The 23,868-nt window shown below is 72.4% G+C and carries 22 protein-coding genes and 3 pseudogenes; 15 read left to right on the forward strand and 10 right to left on the reverse strand.

All coding sequences use genetic code 11. The features are described from left to right. Positions 1–122 precede the first annotated feature (122 nt). Both HW837_RS48400 and HW837_RS04665 read right to left on the reverse strand, forming a co-directional pair. Positions 123–362, reverse strand: a pseudogene (locus HW837_RS48400) (UdgX family uracil-DNA binding protein); the annotation flags it as partial. Positions 363–528: 166 nt separating this feature from the next. Further along, a pseudogene (locus HW837_RS04665) lies at positions 529–1,005 on the reverse strand (UdgX family uracil-DNA binding protein); the annotation flags it as partial. Between the two features lie 170 nt (positions 1,006–1,175). On the opposite strand from HW837_RS04665, the gene HW837_RS04670 reads away from it, so the two are divergent. The 6 genes and pseudogenes from HW837_RS04670 (at position 1,176) to HW837_RS04690 (ending at position 5,617) form a co-directional block, all read left to right on the forward strand. Further along, positions 1,176–1,904, forward strand: coding sequence for an EamA family transporter (locus tag HW837_RS04670; RefSeq protein WP_237270009.1), 729 nt, complete (start codon positions 1,176–1,178; stop codon positions 1,902–1,904). Next, on the forward strand, positions 1,901–2,083 hold the full coding sequence (locus tag HW837_RS48405; protein ID WP_234442670.1) for an EamA family transporter: 183 nt from the start codon (positions 1,901–1,903) through the stop codon (positions 2,081–2,083). Before HW837_RS04670 ends, HW837_RS48405 begins: the two co-directional genes overlap by 4 nt. A gap of 100 nt (positions 2,084–2,183) precedes the next feature. Continuing rightward, positions 2,184–2,627 carry a Fur family transcriptional regulator gene (locus tag HW837_RS04675; RefSeq protein WP_045560238.1) on the forward strand — a complete coding sequence of 148 codons (444 nt, stop codon included), beginning with the start codon at positions 2,184–2,186 and terminating at the stop codon, positions 2,625–2,627. 31 nt (positions 2,628–2,658) lie between these two features. Continuing rightward, the gene (katG, locus tag HW837_RS04680) at positions 2,659–4,872 is read left to right on the forward strand and encodes a catalase/peroxidase HPI (RefSeq protein ID WP_045560015.1); all 2,214 of its coding nucleotides are present in this window, start codon (positions 2,659–2,661) and stop codon (positions 4,870–4,872) included. 170 nt (positions 4,873–5,042) lie between these two features. Beyond that, a pseudogene (locus HW837_RS04685) lies at positions 5,043–5,405 on the forward strand (nitrate reductase); the annotation flags it as partial. Next, a complete protein-coding gene (locus tag HW837_RS04690; protein WP_193381863.1) occupies positions 5,378–5,617 on the forward strand; it encodes a molybdopterin dinucleotide binding domain-containing protein in 240 nt (79 codons plus the stop codon). The pseudogene HW837_RS04685 and the gene HW837_RS04690, both read left to right, overlap by 28 nt. Here HW837_RS04690 and HW837_RS48410 read toward each other — a convergent pair. After that, complete coding sequence (locus HW837_RS48410) at positions 5,559–6,356, reverse strand: SDR family oxidoreductase (protein ID WP_193381864.1); 798 nt, start codon at positions 6,354–6,356, stop codon at positions 5,559–5,561. The genes HW837_RS04690 and HW837_RS48410 overlap by 59 nt on opposite strands. Positions 6,357–6,425: 69 nt before the next feature. Next, positions 6,426–7,193, reverse strand: a complete 768-nt coding sequence (locus tag HW837_RS49910; RefSeq protein WP_045560012.1) for an IclR family transcriptional regulator — start codon at positions 7,191–7,193, stop codon at positions 6,426–6,428. Positions 7,194–7,318: 125 nt separating this feature from the next. Between HW837_RS49910 and HW837_RS04705 the strand changes: the two genes are divergently transcribed. After that, positions 7,319–8,092, forward strand: coding sequence for an SDR family oxidoreductase (locus HW837_RS04705; RefSeq protein ID WP_045560011.1), 774 nt, complete (start codon positions 7,319–7,321; stop codon positions 8,090–8,092). Between the two features lie 27 nt (positions 8,093–8,119). Then, positions 8,120–9,160 (forward strand): L-idonate 5-dehydrogenase, encoded by a 1,041-nt coding sequence (locus HW837_RS04710; protein WP_045560010.1) that lies wholly within the window; start codon positions 8,120–8,122, stop codon positions 9,158–9,160. Between the two features lie 264 nt (positions 9,161–9,424). Here HW837_RS04710 and HW837_RS04715 read toward each other — a convergent pair whose 3' ends face one another. Beyond that, entirely contained in the window at positions 9,425–10,462 is a 1,038-nt protein-coding gene (locus tag HW837_RS04715; RefSeq protein WP_313895489.1) for a Gfo/Idh/MocA family protein, read from the reverse strand. A gap of 316 nt (positions 10,463–10,778) precedes the next feature. Between HW837_RS04715 and HW837_RS04720 the strand changes: the two genes are divergently transcribed. Then, positions 10,779–11,462, forward strand: a complete 684-nt coding sequence (locus HW837_RS04720) for a DUF6215 domain-containing protein (protein ID WP_256255083.1) — start codon at positions 10,779–10,781, stop codon at positions 11,460–11,462. 30 nt (positions 11,463–11,492) lie between these two features. Here the strand turns inward: HW837_RS04720 and HW837_RS04725 are convergent, their stop codons facing one another. The 5 genes from HW837_RS04725 to HW837_RS04745 all read right to left on the reverse strand — a co-directional run bounded on the left by HW837_RS04725 (position 11,493) and on the right by HW837_RS04745 (position 18,131). Next, a complete protein-coding gene (locus HW837_RS04725) occupies positions 11,493–12,944 on the reverse strand; it encodes a cation:dicarboxylate symporter family transporter (protein ID WP_045560008.1) in 1,452 nt (483 codons plus the stop codon). Positions 12,945–13,116: 172 nt separating this feature from the next. Further along, the gene (locus HW837_RS04730; protein ID WP_045560007.1) at positions 13,117–14,292 is read right to left on the reverse strand and encodes an FAD-dependent monooxygenase; all 1,176 of its coding nucleotides are present in this window, start codon (positions 14,290–14,292) and stop codon (positions 13,117–13,119) included. A 92-nt stretch (positions 14,293–14,384) separates the two neighbouring features. Continuing rightward, complete coding sequence (locus HW837_RS04735) at positions 14,385–15,251, reverse strand: AraC family transcriptional regulator (protein ID WP_045560006.1); 867 nt, start codon at positions 15,249–15,251, stop codon at positions 14,385–14,387. Positions 15,252–15,456: 205 nt separating this feature from the next. Continuing rightward, positions 15,457–16,755, reverse strand: a complete 1,299-nt coding sequence (locus HW837_RS04740; protein WP_193381866.1) for a cytochrome P450 — start codon at positions 16,753–16,755, stop codon at positions 15,457–15,459. A 20-nt stretch (positions 16,756–16,775) separates the two neighbouring features. Then, positions 16,776–18,131: a glutamine synthetase family protein gene (locus HW837_RS04745; RefSeq protein WP_193381867.1), complete on the reverse strand. Its 1,356-nt coding sequence runs from the start codon at positions 18,129–18,131 to the stop codon at positions 16,776–16,778. A 173-nt stretch (positions 18,132–18,304) separates the two neighbouring features. Between HW837_RS04745 and HW837_RS04750 the strand changes: the two genes are divergently transcribed. From HW837_RS04750 to HW837_RS04775, 6 genes are all read left to right on the forward strand, one after another. After that, positions 18,305–18,493 carry a ferredoxin gene (locus tag HW837_RS04750; protein ID WP_193381868.1) on the forward strand — a complete coding sequence of 63 codons (189 nt, stop codon included), beginning with the start codon at positions 18,305–18,307 and terminating at the stop codon, positions 18,491–18,493. 4 nt (positions 18,494–18,497) lie between these two features. Beyond that, complete coding sequence (locus HW837_RS04755) at positions 18,498–19,724, forward strand: NAD(P)/FAD-dependent oxidoreductase (protein WP_193381869.1); 1,227 nt, start codon at positions 18,498–18,500, stop codon at positions 19,722–19,724. 13 nt (positions 19,725–19,737) lie between these two features. Then, positions 19,738–20,550 (forward strand): acetoacetate decarboxylase family protein, encoded by an 813-nt coding sequence (locus HW837_RS04760; protein WP_193381870.1) that lies wholly within the window; start codon positions 19,738–19,740, stop codon positions 20,548–20,550. 99 nt (positions 20,551–20,649) lie between these two features. Continuing rightward, complete coding sequence (locus HW837_RS04765; protein WP_045560000.1) at positions 20,650–22,110, forward strand: aldehyde dehydrogenase; 1,461 nt, start codon at positions 20,650–20,652, stop codon at positions 22,108–22,110. Beyond that, positions 22,103–23,026: a 3,4-dihydroxyphenylacetate 2,3-dioxygenase gene (locus tag HW837_RS04770; RefSeq protein WP_093790515.1), complete on the forward strand. Its 924-nt coding sequence runs from the start codon at positions 22,103–22,105 to the stop codon at positions 23,024–23,026. The genes HW837_RS04765 and HW837_RS04770 overlap by 8 nt, the downstream gene beginning before the upstream one ends. Beyond that, a complete protein-coding gene (locus HW837_RS04775) occupies positions 23,019–23,864 on the forward strand; it encodes a fumarylacetoacetate hydrolase family protein (protein ID WP_193381871.1) in 846 nt (281 codons plus the stop codon). The genes HW837_RS04770 and HW837_RS04775 overlap by 8 nt, the downstream gene beginning before the upstream one ends. Positions 23,865–23,868: the final 4 nt, after the last annotated feature.

The raw sequence follows: 23,868 nt of genomic DNA on the forward strand, positions 1-23,868 counted from the left end.
CCGGTGCGTGCTCTCGGTGTGCCGGCCGAAAGCCCTCGTACTGGATGTACTTGGGTTTTCGGCCGGTGCGGCGAGAGGGCGTGCCGGGCGTCGCGACGGGGCGAACGTTGCCTGACCCGGCACTAGCTTCGAGATCGCGGTCCATCCTCCGCCAACGCCTCGGCGGCCACCCTGAGGTCGGAGACCAGGCCCGCGTACGCGGCGTCGCGGTCGTCGGCGCGGAGTACGGCGGAGGGGTGCAGGGTGGCGACGACGCGCGCCCCCTCCGCCTCCTCGGCGGGCAGGGGCAGCAGCGCGCCGCGGTCCTTGGTGACCCGGAAGGAGCCGCCGAGCAGGGCCTTGCCGGCGGTGGCGCCTAGGGCCTGTCTGACAATTCCCGTCGTCGCCCGGAGGGCGGCCTCGCGGCGTCAGGCACGTGCTCTCGGCGTGCCGGGCACAGGCCCACGTACTGGATGTACTTGGGTCTGTGCCCGGTGCGGCGAGAGGGCATGCATGGCGTCGCGAGGCAGACGGGAATTGTCAGACAGGCCCTAGGGCCACCACGATCTCGGGCCGGACCAGGCGGAGTTCGGCGAGCAGCCAGGGGCGGCAGGCGGCTACCTCGCGCAGTTCGGGCGCCTTGTGGATACGGCGTCTGCCGCCGCCCGGGGGCCGGGTGAACTTGAAGTGCTTGACCGCGTTGGTCACATAGGTCGCGTCCCAGTCGATCCCGGCCTCGTCGAGGGCGCGCCGCAGCAGCCGCCCGGCGGGGCCGACGAAGGGCTCGCCCTGTCTGTCCTCCTGGTCCCCGGGCTGCTCGCCCACGAGCAGGAGACGGGCGGATCGGTCCCCCTTGCCGAAGACGGTCCGGGTGGCGTCCTCGTGCAGGGGGCAGCCTCGGCAGTCGGCCGCGGCCCGGCGGTGCGCGGGGAGGCCGCCGCGGCTCGGCAGGAACGGCTCGGCGTCGTAGGCCCGCGCGTCCGGGGCAGGCGCATCGGTAGGGCTCGCGTGCTCGATGGGGCTCATCCGGGGGCACCTCCTTGGGCGGGCGGCCCGGCCGGAGCGCTTCGCCGGGGCCGCGGCGCTCGACGGAGCCCGAGCGCCGCGCGGGGGTCGTGCACCGCTCGGGCCGCTTCCGGGTACCCCTCCCGCCCCCGACGCACCATGGATGGGCTTCCGCGGGCACCCACGGACGAATGGCCGCCTTTCTCGCGCTCGCGTCCGCCGCGCTGTACGGCATCGTCGACTTCGCCGGCGGGCTGCTGTCCCGCCGGGCGCACTTCGCCGTGGTCACGCTGTTGGGCCAGACGGGCGGCCTGCTGCCGGCACTGGTGGTGGCGTTCGCGGTGCCGGCGCCGGACGTGCGGGGCGTGGACGTGACCTGGGGTGCGCTCTCCGGCCTCGGGAGCGCGGTGGCGATGACGTATCCGAACCGGGGTCTGAGCCGGGGCGGCATGACCGTGGTGATGCCGGTCAGCGCGCTCACCGGGGTCGCGCTGTCCGTGCTGTGCGGTGTCCTCCACCTCGGTGACCGGCCGGCCGGTGCGACCTGGCTGGGCATCTGCCTCACGGTGCCCGCGCTGTGGCTGGTGTCGTACGGCGGCGGCCCCGACAGCCGGGCGGAGCCGGCCGGGGTCCGGCACGGTGACGCCTCCGCGACGCGGGCCGGGAGCGGCGGCGGGGTGCCCGGGTTCCGGGCGGGCGCGGCCCTGGACGGGCTGCTCGCCAGTGTGGGTGTCGCGGTGCAGTACCTCGGGCCGGCCCAGGCCGGTGCGGGGAGCGGGGTGTGGCCGATGGTCGCGGGGCGGCCGGCGGCGGCGGTCCTGCTCGCACCGGGGCTGTGGCGGCGGGCGGGACGGTTCCGGCAGCCGGTGACGGTGTGGGCGTCGGCCGCCGCGATCGGCGCGGGGCCGCGCTCGCGTTGATCCTCTACCTCTGGGCGGCCCAGCGGCAGCTGGTCTCCGTGGTGGTCGTCCTGGCGTCCCTGTATCCGGCCGTCCCCACGGTCCTCGGCCTGACCCTGCTCCACGAACGGGTGAACTTCCGGCAGACGGCGGGGCTCGTCGGAGCGTTGATCGCGATCCTGCTGCTCACCTTGGGCTGATCCCCTGGGGCGATGTCGTCGCCCGGCCGCGGAGCCACCCCAAAACTTGCACGGTTCGTTTTCTTGAACTGTTCGTGTTTATGAGGGTAGGTTGGTCGCCATGACCGCATCCCAGCCCCCGAACACCGCCGAGGAGCTGCGCGGTGCCGGCCTGCGGGTGACGGCCGCGCGCGTGGCGCTGCTGGAGACCGTCCGGAGGGGCGACCACCTCGGCGTCGAGGCGATCGCCTCGGGCGTGCGCGACCGTGTCGGCCACATCTCTCTCCAGGCCGTGTACGAAGCGCTGAACGCGCTCACCGGCGCGGGACTCGTGCGCCGCCTCGAACCACCCGGCAGCCCGGCCCTGTACGAGGGCCGTGTCGGGGACAACCACCACCACCTCGTGTGCCGCTCGTGCGGCGTCGTGGTCGACGTCGACTGCGCGGTCGGGCACGCCCCGTGTCTGACCGCCTCCGACGACCGCGGCTTCGCGATCGACGAGGCCGAGGTCATCTACTGGGGCCAGTGCCCCTCATGCTCCACAGCCGGCAGTTCAGCACCGTGATCCACCCCCGTTTTTCGGAAGGACTCCCCCGATGACCGAGAACCACGACGCGATCGTCACCGACGCGAAGCCCGAGGAGACGGGAGGCTGCCCCGTCGCCCACGGGCGCGCCGCGCACCCGACCCAGGGCGGCGGGAACCGTCAGTGGTGGCCGGAGCGGCTCAACCTGAAGATCCTCGCCAAGGACCCCGTCGTCGCGAACCCCCTCGGCGAGACGTTCGACTACGCCGAGGCGTTCGGCAGCCTCGACCTCGCGGCCGTGAAACAGGACATCGCGGAGGTGCTGACCACCTCGCAGGACTGGTGGCCCGCCGACTTCGGCAACTACGGCCCGCTGATGGTCCGGATGGCCTGGCACAGCGCCGGCACCTACCGCATCCACGACGGCCGCGGCGGTGGCGGCCGCGGCCAGCAGCGCTTCGCGCCGCTGAACAGCTGGCCGGACAACGGCAACCTGGACAAGGCCCGCCGTCTGCTGTGGCCGGTGAAGAAGAAGTACGGCCAGTCCATCTCCTGGGCCGACCTCATGATCCTCACCGGCAACGTCGCCCTGGAGCAGATGGGCTTCGAGACCTTCGGCTTCGCCGGCGGCCGCGCCGACGTCTGGGAGGCCGACGAGGACGTCTACTGGGGTCCCGAGACCACCTGGCTGGACGACCAGCGCTACAGCGGCGACCGCGAGCTGGAGAACCCGCTCGGCGCCGTCCAGATGGGCCTGATCTACGTCAACCCCGAGGGCCCGAACGGCAACCCGGACCCGCTCGCCGCGGCCCGCGACATCCGTGAGACCTTCCGCCGGATGGCGATGAACGACGAGGAGACCGTCGCCCTCATCGCCGGTGGCCACACCTTCGGCAAGACCCACGGCGCCGGCCCCGCGGACAACGTGGGCGACGACCCCGAGGCCGCCACCATGGAGCAGCAGGGCCTCGGCTGGAAGTCCACCTACGGCACGGGCAAGGGCGGCGACGCCATCACCTCCGGCCTGGAGGTCACCTGGACCACCAAGCCCACCCAGTGGAGCAACGACTTCTTCGACATCCTCTTCGGCTACGAGTGGGAGCTCACCCAGAGCCCCGCCGGCGCCAACCAGTGGGTGGCCAAGGACGCGCAGGCGATCATCCCCGACGCCCACAGCGACGCCAAGAAGCTCCCCACGATGCTCACCACCGACCTCTCGCTGCGCTTCGACCCGATCTACGGCGAGATCTCCAAGCGCTTCCACGAGAACCCCGACCAGTTCGCGGACGCCTTCGCCCGCGCCTGGTTCAAGCTGACCCACCGTGACATGGGCCCGAAGTCGCTGTACCTCGGCCCGGAGGTCCCGGCGGAGACCCTGATCTGGCAGGACCCGCTGCCGGAGGCCGAGGGCCAGGTCATCGACGCGGCCGACATCGCGGCGCTCAAGAGCAAGCTGCTCGCCTCGGGTCTGTCCGTCTCGCAGCTGGTGTCCACCGCGTGGGCGTCGGCCTCCACCTTCCGCTCCAGCGACAAGCGCGGCGGCGCCAACGGTGCCCGGATCCGCCTGGAGCCCCAGCGCGGCTGGGAGGTCAACAACCCGGACGATCTGCGTCACGTCCTGAGCGTCCTGGAGGGCGTGCAGGCGGAGTTCAACTCCGGTGCCAAGAAGGTCTCCCTGGCCGACCTGATCGTCCTCGGCGGTGCCGCCGCGGTCGAGAAGGCCGCCAAGGACGCCGGCCACGCGGTCGAGGTGCCCTTCACCCCGGGCCGGGTGGACGCGACCGAGGAGCACACGGACGCCGAGTCCTTCGCCGCGCTGGAGCCGGCGGCCGACGGCTTCCGCAACTACCAGGGCAAGGGCAACCGCCTCCCCGCCGAGTACCTGCTGATCGACCGGGCGAACCTGCTCTCGCTGAGCGCCCCCGAGCTGACGGTCCTCGTCGGTGGTCTGCGCGTCCTGGGCGCCAACCACGCCCAGTCCACGCACGGTGTCTTCACCGACACCCCGGGCGTCCTCACCAACGACTTCTTCGTCAACCTGCTCGACCTGGGCACGACGTGGAAGTCCACCTCCGCCGACCAGACCCTCTTCGAGGGCCGTGACGCGGACACCGGCGAGGTCAAGTGGACCGGCACCCGTGCCGACCTCGTCTTCGGCTCCAACTCCGAGCTGCGCGCCCTCGCCGAGGTCTACGCGAGCGACGACGCCAAGGAGAAGTTCGTGAAGGACTTCGTCGCGGCCTGGGCCAAGGTCTCCGACCTGGACCGGTTCGACCTGGTCTGACCTGCCTGGTCCGACCGACCTGATCGACCGGTCACGGCGGCCGGGCCGGCTCCTCACGGGGCCGGCCCGGCCGTTCCCATGTCCGCTGGGTCCTCCGTCAGCCGAGGCCGCGCCCGGGTACCCGCCCCGACCGCGGAGCGCACGGTTCAGACGGCGTACGGCCCGAGACGGTGCGGCGGTGGGTGCGGACCGCGTCGCTGCTGCACTCCGACGGCGACGCCATGGACATCGCGATCGTCGACCGCCGTATCGCCGGGGTGCGGGGCAGGGCCGTGGACCGCGTCAACCGCGGCAGGCCGGAGCCGAAGGACCTCTTCGGCCGGCAGGCGAACTGCTCCCCCGACCGCTTGACCAGGCCGCTGGTCCGGCAGGGCGGTCCGGGCGGGGAACTGGTCGAGACCGACTGGGCCACGGCGATGGACCGGGTGGTGAGCCGTTCACGGGAACTCCTCGACGGGAACACCCGGCTGTGCACCTCCACGGCGGCCCGAGGTGCGCACCCGGCGTGGTGCCCCTGCGCGGGCGGCTCCGGCTGACGGACGTACGTCCCGGTGTGCTGTTCGTGCCGTTCCACTACGGCTACTGGGACACGCCCTCCGGGGTGGGTCCCGACGAGAAGTCACCGCCCCGGGCGGCGAACGAGACCACCCTCACCGCCTGGGACCCCGCCTCGAAGCAGCCGCTGTTCAAGACGGCCGCGGCGGCTCTGGCGCCGGTCGGCCCCCGGTCCGGGCCGACACCGTAGGGGCGATGACGAGTTCCTCGACGACCGTGCGCGGGGGGAGCGTGGCGCACAGCAGTACGGCGCGGGCCACGTCCTCCGGTAGCACCATGGCGGCGCGGCGCTCCGCGCTCGGCGGTTCCGGGCGGCTGTCCAGGACCGGGGTGTCGACCTCGCCCGGGAGGACGCAGGTGGCGCGGATCAGGTCGTCGCGGTAGGTGTTGCGCAGATAGGCCATGAAGTTGCGCACGCCCGCCTTCGCCGCGCCGTACGGGGCTCCCCCGAGTGGGGTCGGCCGTACGGCGGCGAGCGAGGAGATCGTGATGATCGAGCCGCCGCCGCGCTCCAGCATGTCCGGGAGGACGGCCCGGGCCAGCAGATAGACCGCGGTGAGGTTGACGTCGACCACGGCGTGCCACTCGTCCTCGCCGAGCCGGCGGACGTCGCCGACCCGGCCGGCCGCCCCCGCGTTGTTGACGAGGACGTCGACGGGGCCCGCCGTGTCCCGGGTCCAGCGGATCAGCCCCGCCACGTCGTCCGCGTCCTCGACATGGGTCGGGCGGGCGAGCGCCGTGCCCCCGGCGGCGGTGACGGTGGCGGCCACCTCGTCCAGGAGGTGGGGCCGCCGTCCGGCGAGGACCACCGTCGCGCCCTCCTCGGCGAGCATCAGGGCCGTCGCCCGGCCGATGCCGGTGCCGGCCCCGGTGACCAGTGCGGTCTTCCCGTCGAGCGGTCCGGTGCGCCTCCGGTCCGGGTCTGCCATGTCCGTCAGCCCTCTCAGCCGTGAACTCGCCCCCGATGCCGGGCAGTTCACCGCAGACGGGGGCCAGGGTCAACGGGCCGGCAGCCGGACGCCCAGCTCGGCCGCCGCCGACCGCAGCAGCGGCACCATGGCGACCAGGTCGTCCAGGTCGCGGCGGAAGGCGGGCGCGGCGGTGGAGAGGGCGGCGAAGACGGTGCCGTCGGGGCGCAGGATCGGCACCGCCACGGCGCGCAGGCCGGCGTGGTGCTCCTCGTCGGCCGTGGCGTAGCCGAGCTCGGCGGCGCGGGCGACATGGGCGCGCAGTTCGGCGCGGTCGGTGACGGTGTTCGGTCCGTGCGGGGTGAGTTCGACACGGTCCAGGAGGTCCGCGCGTACGTCGGCGGGGGCGAAGGCCATCAGGACCTTGCCCATCGAGGTGCAGTGCAGCGGGCCGTGGTGGCCCGGGTCGCTGCGGACGCCGACCGGGAGGGGGCCGTCCACATAGTGCACGTACAGGTGCCGGGTGCCGTCGAGGACGGACATCAGGGTGGCTTCCTCGGTCTGCCGGGTCACGCGCTGCATCACGGGGAGGGCGGTGCCGGCGAAGCCGTACACCTGTCCGGCCTGTTGGCCGAGCCGGAAGAGTCCGAGACCCGGTTTGTAGCGCTTGCCGTCGGCCTCGAACTCCACCAGGCCCTCGCGGCAGAGGGAGTTGACCAGCCGGTGGGCCGTGCTGACGGGGACGCCGCCGGCGCGGGCCAGCGCGGACAGGGTGATGCCGTGCGGGTGCTCGCCGACCAGGACGAGCAGCCTGACCGCCCGTCCGACCACGTCCGTGGGTACCTCGCTGCCGCTCACGGCGGCAAGTTACCACTGAGTGGAAAAGCCTTCCACGGTTGACAGCGACCGGCCGCCGCACCCACGATGTTTTTCCGTTGAGCAGATAACTTTTCCACTCAGTGGGAAAACAGGGAGATCCGCGTATGACGAGCCACCCTCTCTTCGACGTCACCGGGAAGGTCGCCCTGGTCACCGGGTCGAGCCGGGGCATCGGCCGCGCACTGGCCGTCGGCCTTCTGGAGGCCGGCTGCACGGTCGTCCTCAACGGCCGGGACCCGGTCGCCCTGGAGAGCACCCGCGAGGAGCTGGCCGGCACGTTCGGCGAGGCGGTCCTCGCGGAGGCGTTCGACGTCACCGACCCCGCCTCGGTCGCCGCCGCCGTCGCCCGGATCGAGGACCGGGCCGGCCCCGTCGACATCCTGGTCAACAACACCGGCGCCCAACGCCGCGCTCCCTTCCTCGACTTCACCGACGAGGACTGGCACAGCCTGCTCGACACCAACCTCACCAGCGCCTTCCTCGTGGGCCGTGAGGTCGCCCGCCGGATGGTCCCCCGGGGCCACGGCAAGATCGTCAACATCTGCTCGCTGCAGAGCGAGGCGGTACGCCCCGGCATCGCCCCCTACGCGGCGACCAAGGGCGGTCTGAAGATGCTCACCAAGGGCATGTGCGCCGACCTGGGACCGCACGGCATCCAGGTCAACGGCATCGGCCCCGGCTACTTCGACACCGAGCTGACCTCGGCGCTGGTCGCGGACGAGGAGTTCAGCGCCTGGGTGCGCGGGCGGACACCCGCCGGGCGCTGGGGCAAGGTCGAGGACCTGGTCGGCGCCCTGCTCTTCCTCGCCTCCCCCGCCTCGGACTTCGTGAACGGGCAGCTGCTGTACGTCGACGGCGGCATGCTGTCCGTCCTGTGACCCGGCCGACCCCCCAAGGAGCCCCCCATGCACGCGTGTGTTGTCCACGGAGCCGGTGACCTGCGGGTCGAGGAGCGGCCCCACGACGGTCCCGCGCCCGGCGAGATCGAGGTCGCCGTGGCGCTCGGCGGGATCTGCGGATCCGATCTGCACTACTACCACCGGGGCCGGGTGGGCGACTTCGCGGTGAGCGAGCCCATGGTGCTCGGTCACGAGGTGGTCGGCCATGTCGCCGCGCTCGGTCCCGGGGCCGAGGGGCCCGAGACCCCGCCGGTCGGCGCGCCGGTCGCGATCCATCCGGCCACGCCCTGCGGGGTCTGCCCGGAGTGTGCGCGGGGCGCCCGCAACGTCTGCGCCCACACCCGCTATCTGGGCAGCGCGGCCCACACCCCGCATGTGCAGGGCGGGTTCGCGCAGCGTCTCAGCGTGCCCGCCGGTCAGGTCCGCGAGCTGCCGGCCGGGCTCGACCTGCGCCGTGCCGTGCTCGCCGAGCCGCTGGCGGTGGCGCTGCACGCCGTGCGCCGGGCGGGCGAGGTGCGGGGCAGGCGGGTCCTGGTCACGGGGGCGGGCCCGATCGGCTGTCTGGTGGTGGCGGCGCTGCGGCACGCCGGAGCCGCCGAGGTCGTCGCCGCCGATCTGCACGAGGAGCCGCTGCGGATCGCGACCGCGGTGGGCGCGACCGCCACCGCGCGGGCGGACCGGCCCGCCGACCCGCACTGGGCCGGCGTCTTCGACGTCGCCGTGGAGGCGTCCGGGGCGCCGACCGGGCTGCGCGGCTGTGTGGAGCGGGCGCGGCGGGGCGGCACCGTGGTCATGCTCGGGCTGCTGCCGCCGGGGGAGATCGGCCTGCTCGGCAATGTGGCGGTCACCCGTGAGCTGGAGCTGCGCGGCTCCTTCCGCTTCGACACCGAGTTCGACGAGGCCCTGTCCCTGCTGGCCCAGGGCCTCCCCGTCGACCCGGTCGTCACGCACACCTTCCCGTTGCAGCGGTCCGTGGCCGCCTTCGAGACCGCGCGGGACCGTACGGTCGCCTCCAAGGTGCTGCTGGATCTGACCGACCAGGTGTGAGCGGGCGTCGACGGGCGTCCGTGGGCGTCAGACCTCGGTGAAGGTCCACAGCAGGTTGGTGCTGGTGCCCCAGGACCACAGTGGCGGCCCCCCGGTGGACGATCAGCCACTGCGGGTCGGTGCGGCTGTCCCTCCGCCCGCCGGAGGTCGGCGCCTGCGGAACCGGCGACGGTGAGGTCGTCGCCGGAGTGGCCGACCGGTTCGTGGCCCGGGTTCGGCTTCCTGGGGCGGTGGAAGCGTCGGCGATCGCCCGGACGCCGGAGGTCAGCGGTAGAGGGCGGGGCGGGCGGCGAGTTCCACCTCCACGCGGACGCCCTCGGTCTGGGCGCGGACGCCCGCCTCGGAGATCGCGGCGACGGCGTACCCGTCCCAGGTGCTGGGCCCGGTGACCTCGCCGCGCCGGGTGGCGTCCACCCAGGCCTGGACCTGTCGGTCGTAGGCGTCCTCGAACCGTTCGAGGTAGCTCGGCGTGACCGTGCCGCCCCAGCGGCCCGCCGTGTTGACGAGCATGTCGTGTCCGTCCCCGATCCGGGCGGTGCCGTCCTCGCAGACGGCCTCGGCCTGCACCTGATAGCCGTAGCGGGCGCTGAGGAAGATCTCCACGTCGACCACCGCGCCGCCGTCGGTCTCGAAGACGACGAGCTGCGGGTCGCTCAGGCCGGCGGGAGCGTGTGCGGAGGGGCGGGGCCGCAGCACGGTGACAGCGGTGATCTCCTGGCCGAGCAGCCAGCGGGTGATGTCCATCTCGTGGGCCACGGAGTCGTTGACGGCCATGGCGTCGGTGAAACCGGGCGGGGGCGCGGCGTTGCGGTGCCGGTGGTGCAGCAGCAGCGGCCGGCCCAGGTCGCCGCTGTCCAGCAGGGCCTTGAGCTTGACGTACTCACGGTCGTAGCGGCGCATGAACCCCACCTGCACCCGGCGCCGGCCCAGCCGTTGCTCCGCCTCCAGCAGTCGGAGCGCGGAGGCGGTGTCCGGGGTGAGGGGCTTCTCGCACAGGACGGGCAGGTCGTGGGCGAACGCCGCGAGCAGCGCGGCCTCGTGGGCGGGGCCCGGCGAGGCCACGAGGACGGCGTCGACGCCCGGGGCGGCGAGGGCCTCGGCGGGGTCGTCGAAGGCCACGCACGCCGCGATGCCGGCGGCGACCGCGTCGGCGCGGTCGGTGTCGACGTCGACCACGGCGGCCACATGGGCGCCGCTGATCACCTCGGAGATCCGGCGCGCGTGGTCGGCGCCCATCCGGCCGGTGCCGACGACGGCGACACCGAGGGAGCCCTGCTCGGCCGTACCGCTGCTTCGTTTCACGTTCTTCCCTTCACGTTCAACCATGGCGGGGGGGATCGCGGGGACAGCGACGAACGCCCGCGAGCGGCGGGCGCACAGGGTCTCGGTCTCCCCTGCGAGGCCCTTCTTCACGCCTGCTCAGCAGGGTTCGAGGGCGACGGGAAGGGCCCGTACGGAATCCCGTTTCTCCTCGCGGCGATCAGCGGTTAGGCTCCCCCGGCGCGCGTCAGGCGTGTGCACATCAAGGTGGGGGCACGGGGACATGATCGACGATTCGGCCGCTTCCGGAGCGGACTCGACAGCGGATGCGGAGCCGGGTCCGCGCACGGACGTGCGCGTGGGTCCGCCGAAGGAGATGGGGACGGCGGCCCAGGTGGTCTCGGCGGTGGCGACCGTCGGTGTGCTGCTGGGCGGGATGTGGCTGCTCGCGGACCTTCTCGACACGACCCCCGAGACCCTGGGGCCGGCCGTCTGCTCGTCCTCGGACGACGCCTCCCCGGCGCCCCGGACCGAGGTCTCGGGCGCGCGGCTGTGCACCGCCCTGAACCGCTCCGACCTGCCGGAGCTCCTCGGGACACCGACCGAGCAGGCGGTGACCGCGTCGGGCAGCGACAACGAGTCCACCTGGTTCGACGGCACCAAGACCGTCACCCCCGAGGCGAGGGTCGAACTCGACACGTACACCGTCGAGTTGTCGGCGTCGTCCGAGGATCTCCCGGTCGCCGATTCGATCGCCTACCTGGGTGCGGACGTCCAGACCAGGAAGGTCCTCGGGCATGCGGCGGCCCTGTCCTCGGGCCGGACCATCTCCATCTCGTTCCGGCTCGACGGCAGCGACGCGCAGTCCGGGCCCGGCGGCGTCGCCCGGCAGCTGCTGGTCGCGACCGACCCGAAGGACAGCGGCAGCACCTTCGAACTCGTCATCTACCGCCAGGACTCCCAGCGACCGGACGACGAGGCGCTGTTCCGTGTCGCCGAGAAGGTCCTGCCGACGCTGCCGGGCTGGAAGCCCGCGACCTGACGGTCCTGGGGCCCCCGCTCCGCTCGTGTCTCACGCCGTCCTGGCGGGACGGTCCCTGCCCGGCTCGTCCTGGGACTCGGCGGGTTCGCGGGGGCTCACGACCGCCTCGGCCGGGGTCACGTTCCCGGCCGTCACGCGCACGTCGTGGTCCTCCGTGTCCGCCTCCTCCCCGACGAAGGGCAGCTCTCCCCCGAGGACCTTCTTCGCGCGAGCGGTGTCCAGGGCACCCTCCCAGCGGGAGACGCCGAAGGCCGCGACGCAGTTGCCGAGGAGGTTGGTGGCGACGCGCATGGAGTCCATGATGCGGTCGACGCCGAGGAGGAGGGCGACGGCGCCGGCCGGAACGACCCCGAGCGCGGAGGCGGTCGCCGAGAGGGCGAGGAAGGCCGAACCGGGTACGCCCGCCATGCCCTTGCTGGTGAGCATCAGCATCAGGACGACGGTGACCTGCTGCCCGAGGGTGAGGTCGACGCCGACGGCCTGGGCGATGAAGAGCGTGGCGATGGAGAGGTAGATGGACGCGCCGTCGAGGTTGAAGGAGTACCCGGTGGGCACGACGAGCCCGACGGCGTCGTCGCGGCAGCCGGCGTGGCGCAGCTTCTGCATCATGCGGGGCATGACGGTCTCGCTGGAGGCGGTGCCGAGCGCGAGCAGCATCTCCTCACGGGTGTAGCGGACGAACTGCCACAGGCTGAGCCCGGTGACCGCCTTGAGCACGACCGCCAGGAGCACCAGGAACAGGGCGGCGACCGTGTAGCAGACGGCGATCAGCTTGCCGTACGTCGACATCACGCCCAGCCCGTACTGGCCGACCAGATGGGCGGTGGCACCGAAGACGGCGAGCGGGGCGAGTTTCATGATGAAGCCGACGATCGCGAAGACGACCTCCTGCACCTGCTCGACCGCGGGGAGGATCTTGGGCACCTTGGTGTGGCCCAGGTGGAGCAGGGCGGCGCCCACCAGGCAGGCCAGGACCAGGACCTGGAGCAGGGAGTTCTCGGCGAAGGCGCCCACCGCGCTCTCGGGGAGCGCGTGCAGCAGGAACTCGCTGGTCGAGGGCAGCGCACCGCCGCCCGTCCGCGAGTCGACCGCGGCGGCGTCGAGCTGTGCCGGGTCGACGTTCATCCCGGCGCCCGGCTGGACGAGGTTGCCCGCGAGCAGCCCGATGAGCAGGGCGAACGTGGTCGCCACCTCGAACCAGATCAGCGCCTTGAGGCCGATCCGGCCGAAGGCTCGCAGGTTGCCCGCCTTGGCGATGCCGGTGACGACGACGCAGAACACCAGCGGCGCGATCACGGCCTTGATGAGCCGCACGAAGCCGTCGCCCAGCGGCTGGACGGCGGTGCCCGCGTCGGGCCAGAGCCGTCCCACGAGAACGCCGAGCACCAGGGCGAGGCCGACCTGGAGGAAGAGCGAGGTGCGCAGCAGACGGGCGGCGCGCCGGGGCAGCGACGGTGACGGGACGGACAGCGACACGGGCATCCTCCGAGCTAATTCCGCTATTCGGAATGAGACTTCCGAAACACGCCCGTAACTATGGATCAAGTGGAGACTCGGCAGAACCCCGCGAGTTCACCTCGCCGAAAGATTGGATGTTCGTCCGAAAGAGACACTCCGTGCCGATCTCGCACGGCCCCACCGGCCCTTCGGGCCCTTACGGCGACGGCTCCTCGAACGCGTCGACACCCCAGGCGCCCGCGTGGGGGCCGAACTCGTGCTCCGCCGCCTGCGCGGCCATACGGGCGTCGCGGGCGTCGGCCTCCGGTCCGTCCGGCAGGTGGTAGTCCTCCCCCGCCCGCGCGGAACCGGCCTGCACCTTCGTGGCGGCGGAGAGCCGGCGGCGTACGTACCGGTCGAGCGCGTCGGGCACGTCGGCCGGTGTCGCACCGGCGAGACAGTCGCCGAGCACGGCCGCGTCGACCAGGGCCTGGGCCGCGCCCTGGGCCTGGAAGGGCACCATCGCGTGGGCGCTGTCGCCGAGCAGGGTGACCCGGCCGGTGTTCCAGCGGGCGAGCGGGGCGCGGGTGTGGATGCCGTACCGGAGCACCGTCCCCGTCCGGCCGAGGAGGCGGCGCACCCGGGGGTCCCATCCCTCGAACGCGCGGAGCTGCTCCCCCGGCTCGGCCCGGGCGGTCCATGACTCCCGGGCCGCGTCGGTCCCGACGACGCCCACGACGTTGAGCAGTTCGCCGCGCCGCACCCAGTAGTGCACGAAGTGCCGTCCCGGGCCGAGCCAGAGCGCGTACTCCGGCAGGTCCAGATCCGTCACCTCCTCGGCCGGCAGCAGGGCCCGGTACGCGGCGGTCCCCGAGTACAGGGCCTCGTCGGCGCCGAAGAGGCGTCGGCGGGCGGCGGAGCGCACCCCGTCGGCGGCGACGACGAGGTCCGCCTCCAGTCGTTCTGCGGCGGCGGTCGTCACATGGGCCGCCCGGTCGTCCTGTCCGACGTCCACCACCGTGGTGCCCAGCCGCACCGCCCCGGGCGGCACCGCGGCGGCCAGCACCCGGTGCAGATCGGCCCGGTGGACCTGGAGGTACGGCGCCCCGAACGCCTCCTCGGCCTCGCGCCCCAGCGCGTAGTGGCAGATCTCGGCGCCGTCGGACCAGGTGCGAAAGCTCAGCCGGGACGGCCGGGTGGCGCACGCGTCGACCGCGTCCAGCAGGCCGAGCCGGCGCAGCACACGGGTGGCGTTGGGCGCGAGCTGGATTCCCGCCCCGATCTCGGTGAACCGAGGCGCCTGCTCGACGAGCGTCGCCTCGCACCCGGCCCGCCGCAGACTCAGGGTGGCCGCCAGTCCGCCGATGCCCGCCCCCACGACGATCGCCCTCATGCCCCCACCTCAGGTCGACGCCGTTCCACGCTAGCGGCGGACGGGAGACGGGGGCAGGCGCGCGACGGGGTGAAGTCGCCGCGCGCCGGCGCTCAGAGCGAGGTCCGCTCGACCGGGATCCACAGCTCCGCGTCGGCCCGCGCCGCGTCGGGCGAGAGCCTGGTCCGCAGGATCTCGGGCCCCTGGCGGCTCCGGTACGGGTTGGACGGGAACCACTGGGTGAACACGTCCCGCCACAGATGCTGGAGCGCCTGCGGGAAGGGCCCGGAGTTCTCGAACACGGCCCAGGTCCCGGCCTCGACGACCAGCTCGTCCATGTCCTCGGGCGCGGCGGCTCGCGTCACCGCTCCGTGGAAGTAGTCGAGTTCGGTGCCCTCGGCCCGGCCGGCGTCGAGATTGTCGCTGATCGAGACGATCCCCTTCGGTTCCTGGTCGGACAGGCTCTCGATCCGGTCGAGCGTCTCCCGTCCGAGGCCCCGGATGAAGTCGGCGATCGCCGGGTTCATCCCCTCGTGCACGAGCGGGACACGGGTCTTCCTCCCGACCACCCGGAACTCCTCCTTGTCCATGACGCGATACCGCATGCTGCTGCTCCCTTCGACGACGAGGCGGAAGGACATCCGGGGCTGCGAGCGCAGACTCGCGCCGGTGCGCCGGGCCTCCCCGGGGCCGACGCCGTGCAGGGCGCGGAACGCCCGGGCGAACGCCTCGCCCGAGCCGTAGCCGTAGCGCACCGCGATCTCCAGCAGGGTCCGCTCATGGACCAGCACCTCGGCACCGGCCACGGTCAGCCGCCGCCGTCGGATGTACTCCGACAGCGGCATGCCCGCGAGCGCGGAGAAGAGCCGCCGCAGGTGGTACTCCGACGTCACCGCGATCCGCGCCAGGTCCGCCACCTCGATCGACTGATCGAGATGGCGCTCGATGTGCTCCATGGCCTGGTTGAGCCGCTCCAGCACCCCGGCCTCCTTCCTTTCGACCACCACGCTAGGAAGCGGCCACCCCGCCCCACCCGACATCCTGTGCCCGCTCCGGTCGGGTGGGGGGCCGCACCGGCCGTGCGTCGACGTGTCCGGCGGCAGGAAGGATGTAGCGGCCGGCCTGCCGGGGGGGAAAGCACCCGGGCACCGGCGGGCATCTCCCCCACCGGTGCCCGGGCGTCCGTCAGGCGAGGGTGACCTCGACCGGCAGCTTCTTGATCCCGTTGACGAAGTTGGAGCGGACGCGCGGGACGTCGCCGACGAGGCGGATGTCGGCGAGGCGCGGGATCAGCTCCTCGAACATGATGCGGATCTCGGTGCGGGCCAGCAGATTGCCCAGGCACAGGTGCGGGCTGCCCTTGCCGAAGGTGACGTGGTCGTTGTCGGCGCGGGCGACGTCGAAGTCGTACGGGTTGCCGAAGACCTCCTCGTCACGGTTGCCGGAGGCGTACCACATGACGACCTTGTCGCCCTCCTTGACCTGCTTGCCGCCGAGTTCGACGTCACGGGTCGCGGTGCGGCGGAAGTGGTAGACGGGCGAGGCCCAGCGCAGGAACTCCTCGGTGGCCACCGGGATCAGGGACGGGTCCTCCTGGAGGCGGGCGAGCTGCTCCGGGTGCTGGAGCAGGGCCAGCATGGAGTGGGTGATGGTGTGGCGGGTGGTCTCGTTGCCGGCGACGACCAGGAGCAGGAAGTAGTTGTCGAAGTCCTGCGCGGAGAGCGGGACGCCGTCGCGCGGGGTGGTGTTGACGAGCCGGGAGACCAGGTCTGTGCCGTCGCCGCCGCGTCGCTGCCGGGCCAGTTCGCGGCCGTACTCGAAGACTTCGAGGGAGGCGGGCGAGCGGAACGGCAGATGCCGGTACTGCTCGCTCTCGGCGCTGTTCAGCAGGACGTCCGCGTAGTCGGGGTCGGTGTTGCCGATGATGCGGTTGCCCCAGTCGATGAGCCGCTGGTTGTCCTCCGGGGGGACGTCGAGGAGGCGGGCCAGGACGTTGATGGGGAAGTCGGCGGAGACGTCGGCGACGAAGTCGAAGGTGCCCTTGGCGAGAGCCGCGTCGAGAGTGGTGGCGGTCAGACCGCGCAGGAAGTCGGTGTAGCTGTTGATGACGCTCGCGCCGAACTGGCGCTGAATCACGCTGCGCAGGGCGCGATGGCGGACGCCGTCCAGTTCGAGGATGGAGGCGCGGGTCCTGATCTGGTCCTCGTCGACCTCCTCCAGGTTGACGAACCTCGTCGAGGTGAAGGTGTCGGCGTCGCGGTCGACGCGGGCGATGTCGGCGTGCCGGGTGACCGCCCAGAAGCCGGAGTTGGGGGCCTCCTCGGGCTGCCAGTGGACCGGGTCCCGGTGGCGCAGGGTGTGGAACATGCGCCAGGGGGTGACGCCGTCGGTGAAGTTGTCGAGGTCGGCGAGGTCCACGTCGTCCAGCGGCATGGGTTCCTGCACGGCCTCGCGCACGGAGGCGGGGCGGGCTGAAGTGGTCATGGTGGGGGTGCTCCCAGGCGTCACAGGTGGTAGGCGTATTCGGTGAACTCCCAGTCGGTGACGTGCCGTTGGAAGCGTTCGACCTCGTCGCGCTTGTAGCTGAGGTACGAGGTGGTGAAGGCCTTGCCGAGGATCTCGGTGAGGGCGGTGTCCGCCTCCAGGGCGTCGAGGGAGGCGGAGAGGTTCATCGGCAGCACGGCCGACCTGGCGGTGTCGTAGCCGTAGCCCTCCAGCGGGGCCGGGGGTTCCTCCCCCGCCCGGACGCCGAGCAGTGCGGCGGCGATCGTGCCCGCGATCAGGAGGTAGGGGTTGGCGCCGGCGTCGCCGAGACGCAGTTCGAGGCGGGCACCGGCGCCGCGCTCGGGCGGGATGCGGACCATGGCGCTGCGGTTGTCCAGGCCCCAGTCGATGAGCCAGGGCGCGAGGGTGTCGGGGCCGAAGCGCTTGTAGGAGTTGACGGTCGGGTTGGCGAGGGCGGCGAGCGCCGGGGCGTGGGCGAGGACCCCGGCGATGGCGTGGCGGGCGGTGTCGGACAGCCCGTGGCGGCCGGCGGGGTCGTCGAAGGCGTTGCGGCCCTGGTCGTCGTCGCAGGACAGGTGGAGGTGGAAGCCGGAGCCGCCGGCGTCGTTGAAGGGCCTGGCCATGAAGGTGGCGAGGCGGCCCTCCTTGCGGGCGAGTTCCTTGACGGCGGCCTTGAAGCGGAAGGAGCGGTCGGCGGCGGAGAGGGCGTCCGAGTGCGTCAGGTTGATCTCGAACTGGCCGCCGTCGAACTCGTGGTTGCCATTGGTGACGCCGATGCGCAGGTCGCGGAGGTGGCGCAGGGTGCGCAGCAGATGGTTTTCGGGGTCGGCGCGCAGGCCGGCGGTGTAGACGGCGCCGGTGGCGCCGGAGTACCGCGTCCAGCCGGTCGGGGACGCCGGGTCCGCGTCGCAGAGGAAGTATTCGAGCTCGGGGCCGACCACCGGGCGCAGGCCCTGTTCGGCGCAGCGGGCGAGGACCGAGCGCAGCAGGTCGCGGGGCGATTCGGGGGCGGGTGCCCCGGTGGCGGGGTCGATGCTCTCGCCGAGGCAGGTGGCGACACCGGGCTCCCAGGGCAGGGCGAGCAGGGTGTCCAGGTCGGGCCGCACATGGATGTCGGGCAGGCCCGCGTCGAGACCGCCGGCGACGGGGACGACGTCCCCCTGGGGTGAGGTGTGGTAGACCGCCCGGCAGAAGGCGAGCCCGTGCTCGCAGGCCGTCGGCAGCTGGTCGAGCAGCACGTCCCGGGCCCGGTCGGTACCGATCAGGTCGGGATACGTCACCCGGACCACGTCGATGCCCTCGGCGGCCAGCCGCTCCTGGTGCTGCCTGACGGCCGGTGTTTCGGATGCGCTCACCGTTGTCTCCTCGACGACTGAGGCCGTTTGTTTGGTGCCAAACGATAGGAACGGGTCCAGCGGCCCGCAAGGGGTCCGGACCAAAAAATTATCCACCTGGACAGGTATTGACCAGGGGTGAGCCGCTTCCTATGTTGTTTGGAGTCAAACGAGCCACGTCAGGAGGACCGGCCATGAAGGTCGTCGTCGACATGAACAAGTGCCAGGATCACGGACAGTGCGTGTTCGCCGCCCCCGACGTCTTCCAGCTCGACGAGAACGGGCGCCTGGGCTACGTCAGCGACCCCGACGACGCACTCCTGGACGAGGTAGCGGAAGCCGCCGACGTCTGCCCGCTCCAGGCCATCCGGATCGAGGGCTGAGCCCATGACGGCAACGGGTAACGAGGCGGGCCGGGCGCAGGGCCCGGGCCGTGTGGTCGTCGCCGGCGCCTCCATGGCCGGGCTGCGCGCCGCCGAACAGCTGCGCGCGGCGGGCTGGACCGGGGCGATCACCCTGGTCGGCGAGGAACCGCACATGCCCTACAACCGGCCCCCGCTCTCCAAGGAGGTGCTGGCCGGGAAGGCGTCCTTCGAGTCGCTGGCCTTCCGGCCCCGCGCGAGCGTGGCCGACGTGGAGTGGCGGCTCGGCACCAGGGTCGTCGCCGCCCGCCTCGCCGAGCGGGCCGTCGTCCTCGACGACGGGTCGCGGCTGTCGTACGGCGCTCTGGTCGTCGCCACCGGTATGCGGCCCCGCCGGCTCTCCTGCCCCGGCCCGCTCGCCGGCCGGCACACCGTCCGCACCCTCGCCGACGCGCGGGGCCTGCGGGCGGAGCTGACCCGGCCGGGCGTCCGGGTGGTCGTGGTCGGGGCCGGGTTCATCGGCTGCGAGGTGGCCGCCACCGCCGTGGCCCTCGGCGTCGCCGAGGTGACGGTCGTCGATCCGCTGCCGCTGCCCATGGTCGGCCCGCTCGGCGAGCTGCTCGGACGTGCGCTGCTGCGACGGCACGAGGAGCGCGGTGTGCGGTTCGCGCTCGGCACGGGCGTCGCCGGGTTCGAGGGCGAGGACCGGGTCACGGGCGTGGTGCTCGCCGACGGGACCGTGCTGGCCGCCGACGTGGTCGTGGAGTCCGTGGGCTCGCTCGCCAACGTGGAGTGGCTGGAGGGCAACGGCCTCGACCTGACCGACGGGGTGCTGACCGACGAGCACCTGCGGGTCGGCGGCCACGCGGACGTGGTCGCCGTCGGCGATGTCGCCCGCTTCCCCAACGCCCGCTACGACGGTGTGCCCCGCCGGGTCGAGCACTGGTCCATCCCCACGGACACGGCCAAGCACGCGGCGAAGGTCCTCACCGGCGCCGAGCCGGCGCCCTTCGCGCCGCTGCCCACCTTCTGGAGCGACCAGCACGACTTCCGGTTGCAGTCCTTCGGCGCGCCCGTGCTCGGCAGGGACGACGTACGGGTCCTGGACGGCGACCCCGACGGCGACGTCCTGGTCGGCTACCACCACGGCGGCCGGCTGGTCGGGGTCGTCGCGCTCGGCGGACCCACGACCGTGTCCGCCGCCGCCCGCCACCGCGCCGCACTGCTCCAGCAGCCCGCCCTCACCGCGTAAGGATCTCCTGACCATGACCAGTGTCCGTGGATACTTCCACCCCAAGACGGCGAGCGGAGCCTCGTCGCTGATCCCGTCGCCGCCGTGGCACTACTCGGGCGACCTGCTCACGATCGAGTACCGCACGGATCCGGCGCGGGTGCGTGAACTGCTGCCCGAGCCACTGGAGCTGGCCGACGAGGACCCCGGCGCGGTCGCGCTGATCTGGGCCGACTGGCAGTCCTGCTCGGCGTCGGGGGCGGAACTGCTCGACCCCGTCCGCTCCCAGTACAAGGAGGCCTTCGCGGTCGTCCGCTGCCGGTACAAGGGGCGGACGTTCTCGCGGTGCGTCTACATCTGGGTCGACAAGGACTTCGCGATCGCCCGCGGTCTGCACCAGGGCTATCCGAAGAAGCTGGGGTCCATCCACCAGACCCGGCCGCACCCGTACGGGCCCGCTCCGCGGATCTCGGCCGGGGCCCGGTTCGGGGCGACCCTGGCCGCGGCGGACCGGAGGCTGGCCCAGGCGGTGGTGACGCTGCGGGAGCCGGCGGAGACGAACGGGTTCGTGAACGCGCATCCGATGGCGCATCACCGGTGGCTGCCGTCGATCGAGGCCGGGAAGGGGCTGGCGCTGGACGAGTTGATCGAGACCGGGGCGGCGTCCTTCGAGGCGGGTCAGCCGTGGGTGGGGGAGGCCGAGTTGGAGTTGTTCGAGGCGCCGACGGAGGAGCTGGCTCGGTTGGAGGTTCGTGAGCCGATCGCCGCGTACTACCGGCAGGTGGGGGTGGTTTGGGACGGCGGGCGGTTGTTGGAGTCCGGGACGTCCGAAGCGATTGCCGAGTGAGGTTCATGGGCGACTGCGGGTTCGTTGTGGCTGGTCGCGCAGTTCCCCGCGCCCCTGGGTGGGTTGGTCTGGCTCCTCTCCGAAAAGGAATCCCCCTTCATGTCTGACAAAATTACCGTCGCCGGAGTCTCCGTCGACACCCGGCACTGGATCGGTGGGCGGCGGGTCGCCTCCGCCGGGACCTTCACCGATGTCTCCCCCATCAACGGGAACGTCCTCGGTGAGATCGCGCGGGGCGGGCCCGCCGAGGTCGAGGCCGCCGTCGCCGCCGCCCGGGACGCCTTTCCCGGCTGGGCCGCCACCCCCCGCGCCGAGCGCGCCCGGATTCTGCACGCCATCGCCGACGGGGTCGAGAAGCGGCTCGAAGAGCTGGCGATCGTCGAGACGAACGACAACGGGGCGTTGCTGCGGTCCCACCGTCGGGGTGTCATGCCCCGCGTGGCGCACAACTTCCGGTTCTTCGCCGACTGGCTGCTGACGCTGGAGCACGAGGACTTCGAGACGCGCGGGCACACCAACCAGGTGAGCTGGGACCCGGCCGGCCCGTGCGTGCTGATCACCCCGTGGAACGCGCCGCTGATGCTGGCCACCTGGAAGGTCGCCCCGGCGCTCGCCGCCGGGAACACCGTGATCCTCAAGCCCGCCGAGTGGACCCCGCTCACCGCGTCGCTGCTGGCGGACATCGCCGCCGAGGCGGGGCTGCCCGCCGGGGTGCTGAATGTCGTGCAGGGCTACGGCTCGGAGATCGGCGACGCGCTCACCTCGCATCCGGACGTCCGGCGGATCAGCTTCACCGGGTCGGTGCCGACGGCGAAGCGGATCGCCGCGTCGGCGGCGCCGAACCTCACCCCGCTCAGCCTCGAACTGGGCGGCAAGTCACCGCTGTTGGTGTTCGCGGACGCCGATCTGGACCTGGCGGTGGACCTCGCGGTGGAGCAGTACGACAACGCCGGCCAGGTGTGCCTGGCCGCGACCCGGTTCCTGGTCGAGGAGTCGGTCGCCGAGGAGTTCACCCGGCGGTTCACGGAGAAGGCCGGCGCCCTGCGCCAGGGTGATCCCCGGGACGAGGCCACCGACATCGGGCCGAACATCCATCCCCGGCAGCTGGAGAAGATCGACGGGTTCGTGCGGCGGGCGGTGGCGGCCGGGGCCCGGGTGGTGATCGGCGGGCACCGCGAGGACGGGCAGTACTACGCGCCCACCCTGCTCACCGACGTCGCCCAGGACTCGGAGATCGTGCAGGAGGAGGTCTTCGGGCCGGTATTGACCCTACAGACCTTCACCGACGAGGACGAGGCCGTCCGGCTCGCCAACGACACCCGTTTCGGGCTGGCCGCCACCCTCGCCACCGGCGACCGGGAGCGCGCCGCACGGGTCACCGAGCGGCTGGTCGCGGGCACGGTGTGGGTGAACTGCTTCTTCGTACGCGACCTCCAGGCACCCTTCGGCGGCTCCCGTCAGTCCGGGGTCGGCCGGGAGGGCGGCACCTGGAGCTTCGACTTCTACTGCGACGTGAAGAACACCGTGACCGCACCGAACGGATGGAACAGCCATGGGTGAGATCGTCGGGGCGGGACTTCTCGCCCACGTCCCCACCATCGTCCTGCCGGAGGCCGACCGGCTGGAGCTCAACGAGGGCAAGGAGATCACCCTCGTCACCGGTCTACGGGAGCTGCGCCGGGACGTCTTCGACCGTGACGACTACGACACCGTCGTCGTCCTCGACTCGCACTGGGCGACCACCGTCGAGTTCGTCGTCGCCGCACAGGCGCGCCGCGCCGGTCTCTTCACCTCCGAGGAGCTGCCGCGCGGGATGTGCCGGATGCCCTACGACTTTCCCGGCGACCCCGAACTCGCCCTGAACATCGAGAAGTTCGCGGACAAGCACGGCACCTGGATCACCGCGATCGAGGACGAGTACCTGCCGATCTACTACGCCACGATCAACCTCTGGAAGTTCCTCGGCGAGGGGCTGCCCGACAAGCGGTGGGTCACCATCGGGGTCTGTCAGACCGGGGACATGGAGGACCATCTCCGGCTCGGGCGGGCGCTCGCCGACGGGATCGCCGCCACCCCCGGGCGACGGGTGCTGGTCATCGCCTCGGGCGCGCTGTCGCACACCTTCTGGCCGCTGCGCGAGCTGCGCGACCACGAGGCCAGCGATCCGGTCCACATCTTCACCCCCGAGGCCCGCGCGGCCGACGAGGAGCGGATCACCTGGTTCAAGGAGGGCCGGCACGACAAGGTCCTCGACACCATGGACGAGTTCTGGAAGTTCAAGCCCGAGGCCAAGTTCTTCCACTACCTGATGATGGCGGGCGCGCTGGGTGAGCGGGCCTGTGCCGCCAGGGCCCGGCAGTACGGGGAGTACGAGAACTCCGTCGGCACGGGCCAGGTCCACCTCTGGTTCGACCGCCCCGCGGGCGGCTGGACCGGCAGCACCCCTACGACCACCACGGAGCCCACCCATGCCTGAGTACCGCCGCATCCTCCTCGACGGCGCCACCGTCCAGGTCACCGTCGACGGGGACGAACTCGTCGCCGGGGACGGCCGTCGCGTCAAGACCGAGGAGGCGCACCACCTGCCGCCGGTCGTGCCGTCGAAGGTCGTCGCCGTCCACCTCAACCACCGCAGCCGGGTCGACGAGTTCCGGATCGAGCTCCCCGACACGCCCACGTACTTCCACAAGCCGACCTCGTCGCTCAATTCCCACAAGGGCGCGATCGTCCGCCCCGAGGGCTGCAAGTGGCTCAACTACGAGGGCGAGGTCGCCATCGTCATCGGCAGGACGGCCAGGAACATCTCCCCGGCCGAGGCGGGCGCGTACATCGCCGGCTACACGATCGCCAACGACTACGGCCTGCACGACTTCCGCGACACCGACGCCGGTTCGATGCTCCGGGTGAAGGGGTCCGACACCCTCTGCCCGCTCGGCCCGGGCCTGGTCACCGACTGGGACTTCCACGGCAAGCGGCTGCGGACGTACGTCAACGGCGAGGTCGTCCAGGACGGTTCGACGGACGAGATGAAGTGGGACATGCACTACCTCGTCGCCGACATCGCCCGCACCATCACGCTGTACCCGGGGGACGTGCTGCTCTCCGGCACGCCCGCGAACTCCCGGCCCGTACAGCCCGGTGACGTCGTCGAGGTGGAGGTGGAGGGCCTGGGCAGGCTCACCAACCCCATCGTCACCGGCCCCACCGCCGTACGCGCGGACGTCGGCGCGCAGCCCACCGAGTCCGAGGAGGTCCTGTCGACGGCGCTCGGCGGCGACTGGGAGTTCCGTGGCATCCGGCCGCCCCGGCGGTGACGCC

The sequence above is a fragment of the Streptomyces caniscabiei genome, assembly GCF_014930365.1.
Classification (GTDB): domain Bacteria; phylum Actinomycetota; class Actinomycetes; order Streptomycetales; family Streptomycetaceae; genus Streptomyces; species Streptomyces caniscabiei.

Coding starts and splice junctions, on each gene's coding strand:
- HW837_RS04670 (WP_237270009.1), top strand. CDS start 1,176: ATGGCCGCCTTTCTCGCGCTCGCGTCCGCCGCGCTGTACGGCATCGTC.
- HW837_RS04675 (WP_045560238.1), top strand. CDS start 2,184: ATGACCGCATCCCAGCCCCCGAACACCGCCGAGGAGCTGCGCGGTGCC.
- katG (WP_045560015.1), top strand. CDS start 2,659: ATGACCGAGAACCACGACGCGATCGTCACCGACGCGAAGCCCGAGGAG.
- HW837_RS48410 (WP_193381864.1), bottom strand. CDS start 6,356: ATGGCAGACCCGGACCGGAGGCGCACCGGACCGCTCGACGGGAAGACC.
- HW837_RS04705 (WP_045560011.1), top strand. CDS start 7,319: ATGACGAGCCACCCTCTCTTCGACGTCACCGGGAAGGTCGCCCTGGTC.
- HW837_RS04710 (WP_045560010.1), top strand. CDS start 8,120: ATGCACGCGTGTGTTGTCCACGGAGCCGGTGACCTGCGGGTCGAGGAG.
- HW837_RS04725 (WP_045560008.1), bottom strand. CDS start 12,944: ATGCCCGTGTCGCTGTCCGTCCCGTCACCGTCGCTGCCCCGGCGCGCC.
- HW837_RS04730 (WP_045560007.1), bottom strand. CDS start 14,292: ATGAGGGCGATCGTCGTGGGGGCGGGCATCGGCGGACTGGCGGCCACC.
- HW837_RS04740 (WP_193381866.1), bottom strand. CDS start 16,755: ATGACCACTTCAGCCCGCCCCGCCTCCGTGCGCGAGGCCGTGCAGGAA.
- HW837_RS04750 (WP_193381868.1), top strand. CDS start 18,305: ATGAAGGTCGTCGTCGACATGAACAAGTGCCAGGATCACGGACAGTGC.
- HW837_RS04755 (WP_193381869.1), top strand. CDS start 18,498: ATGACGGCAACGGGTAACGAGGCGGGCCGGGCGCAGGGCCCGGGCCGT.
- HW837_RS04760 (WP_193381870.1), top strand. CDS start 19,738: ATGACCAGTGTCCGTGGATACTTCCACCCCAAGACGGCGAGCGGAGCC.
- HW837_RS04765 (WP_045560000.1), top strand. CDS start 20,650: ATGTCTGACAAAATTACCGTCGCCGGAGTCTCCGTCGACACCCGGCAC.
- HW837_RS04770 (WP_093790515.1), top strand. CDS start 22,103: ATGGGTGAGATCGTCGGGGCGGGACTTCTCGCCCACGTCCCCACCATC.
- HW837_RS04775 (WP_193381871.1), top strand. CDS start 23,019: ATGCCTGAGTACCGCCGCATCCTCCTCGACGGCGCCACCGTCCAGGTC.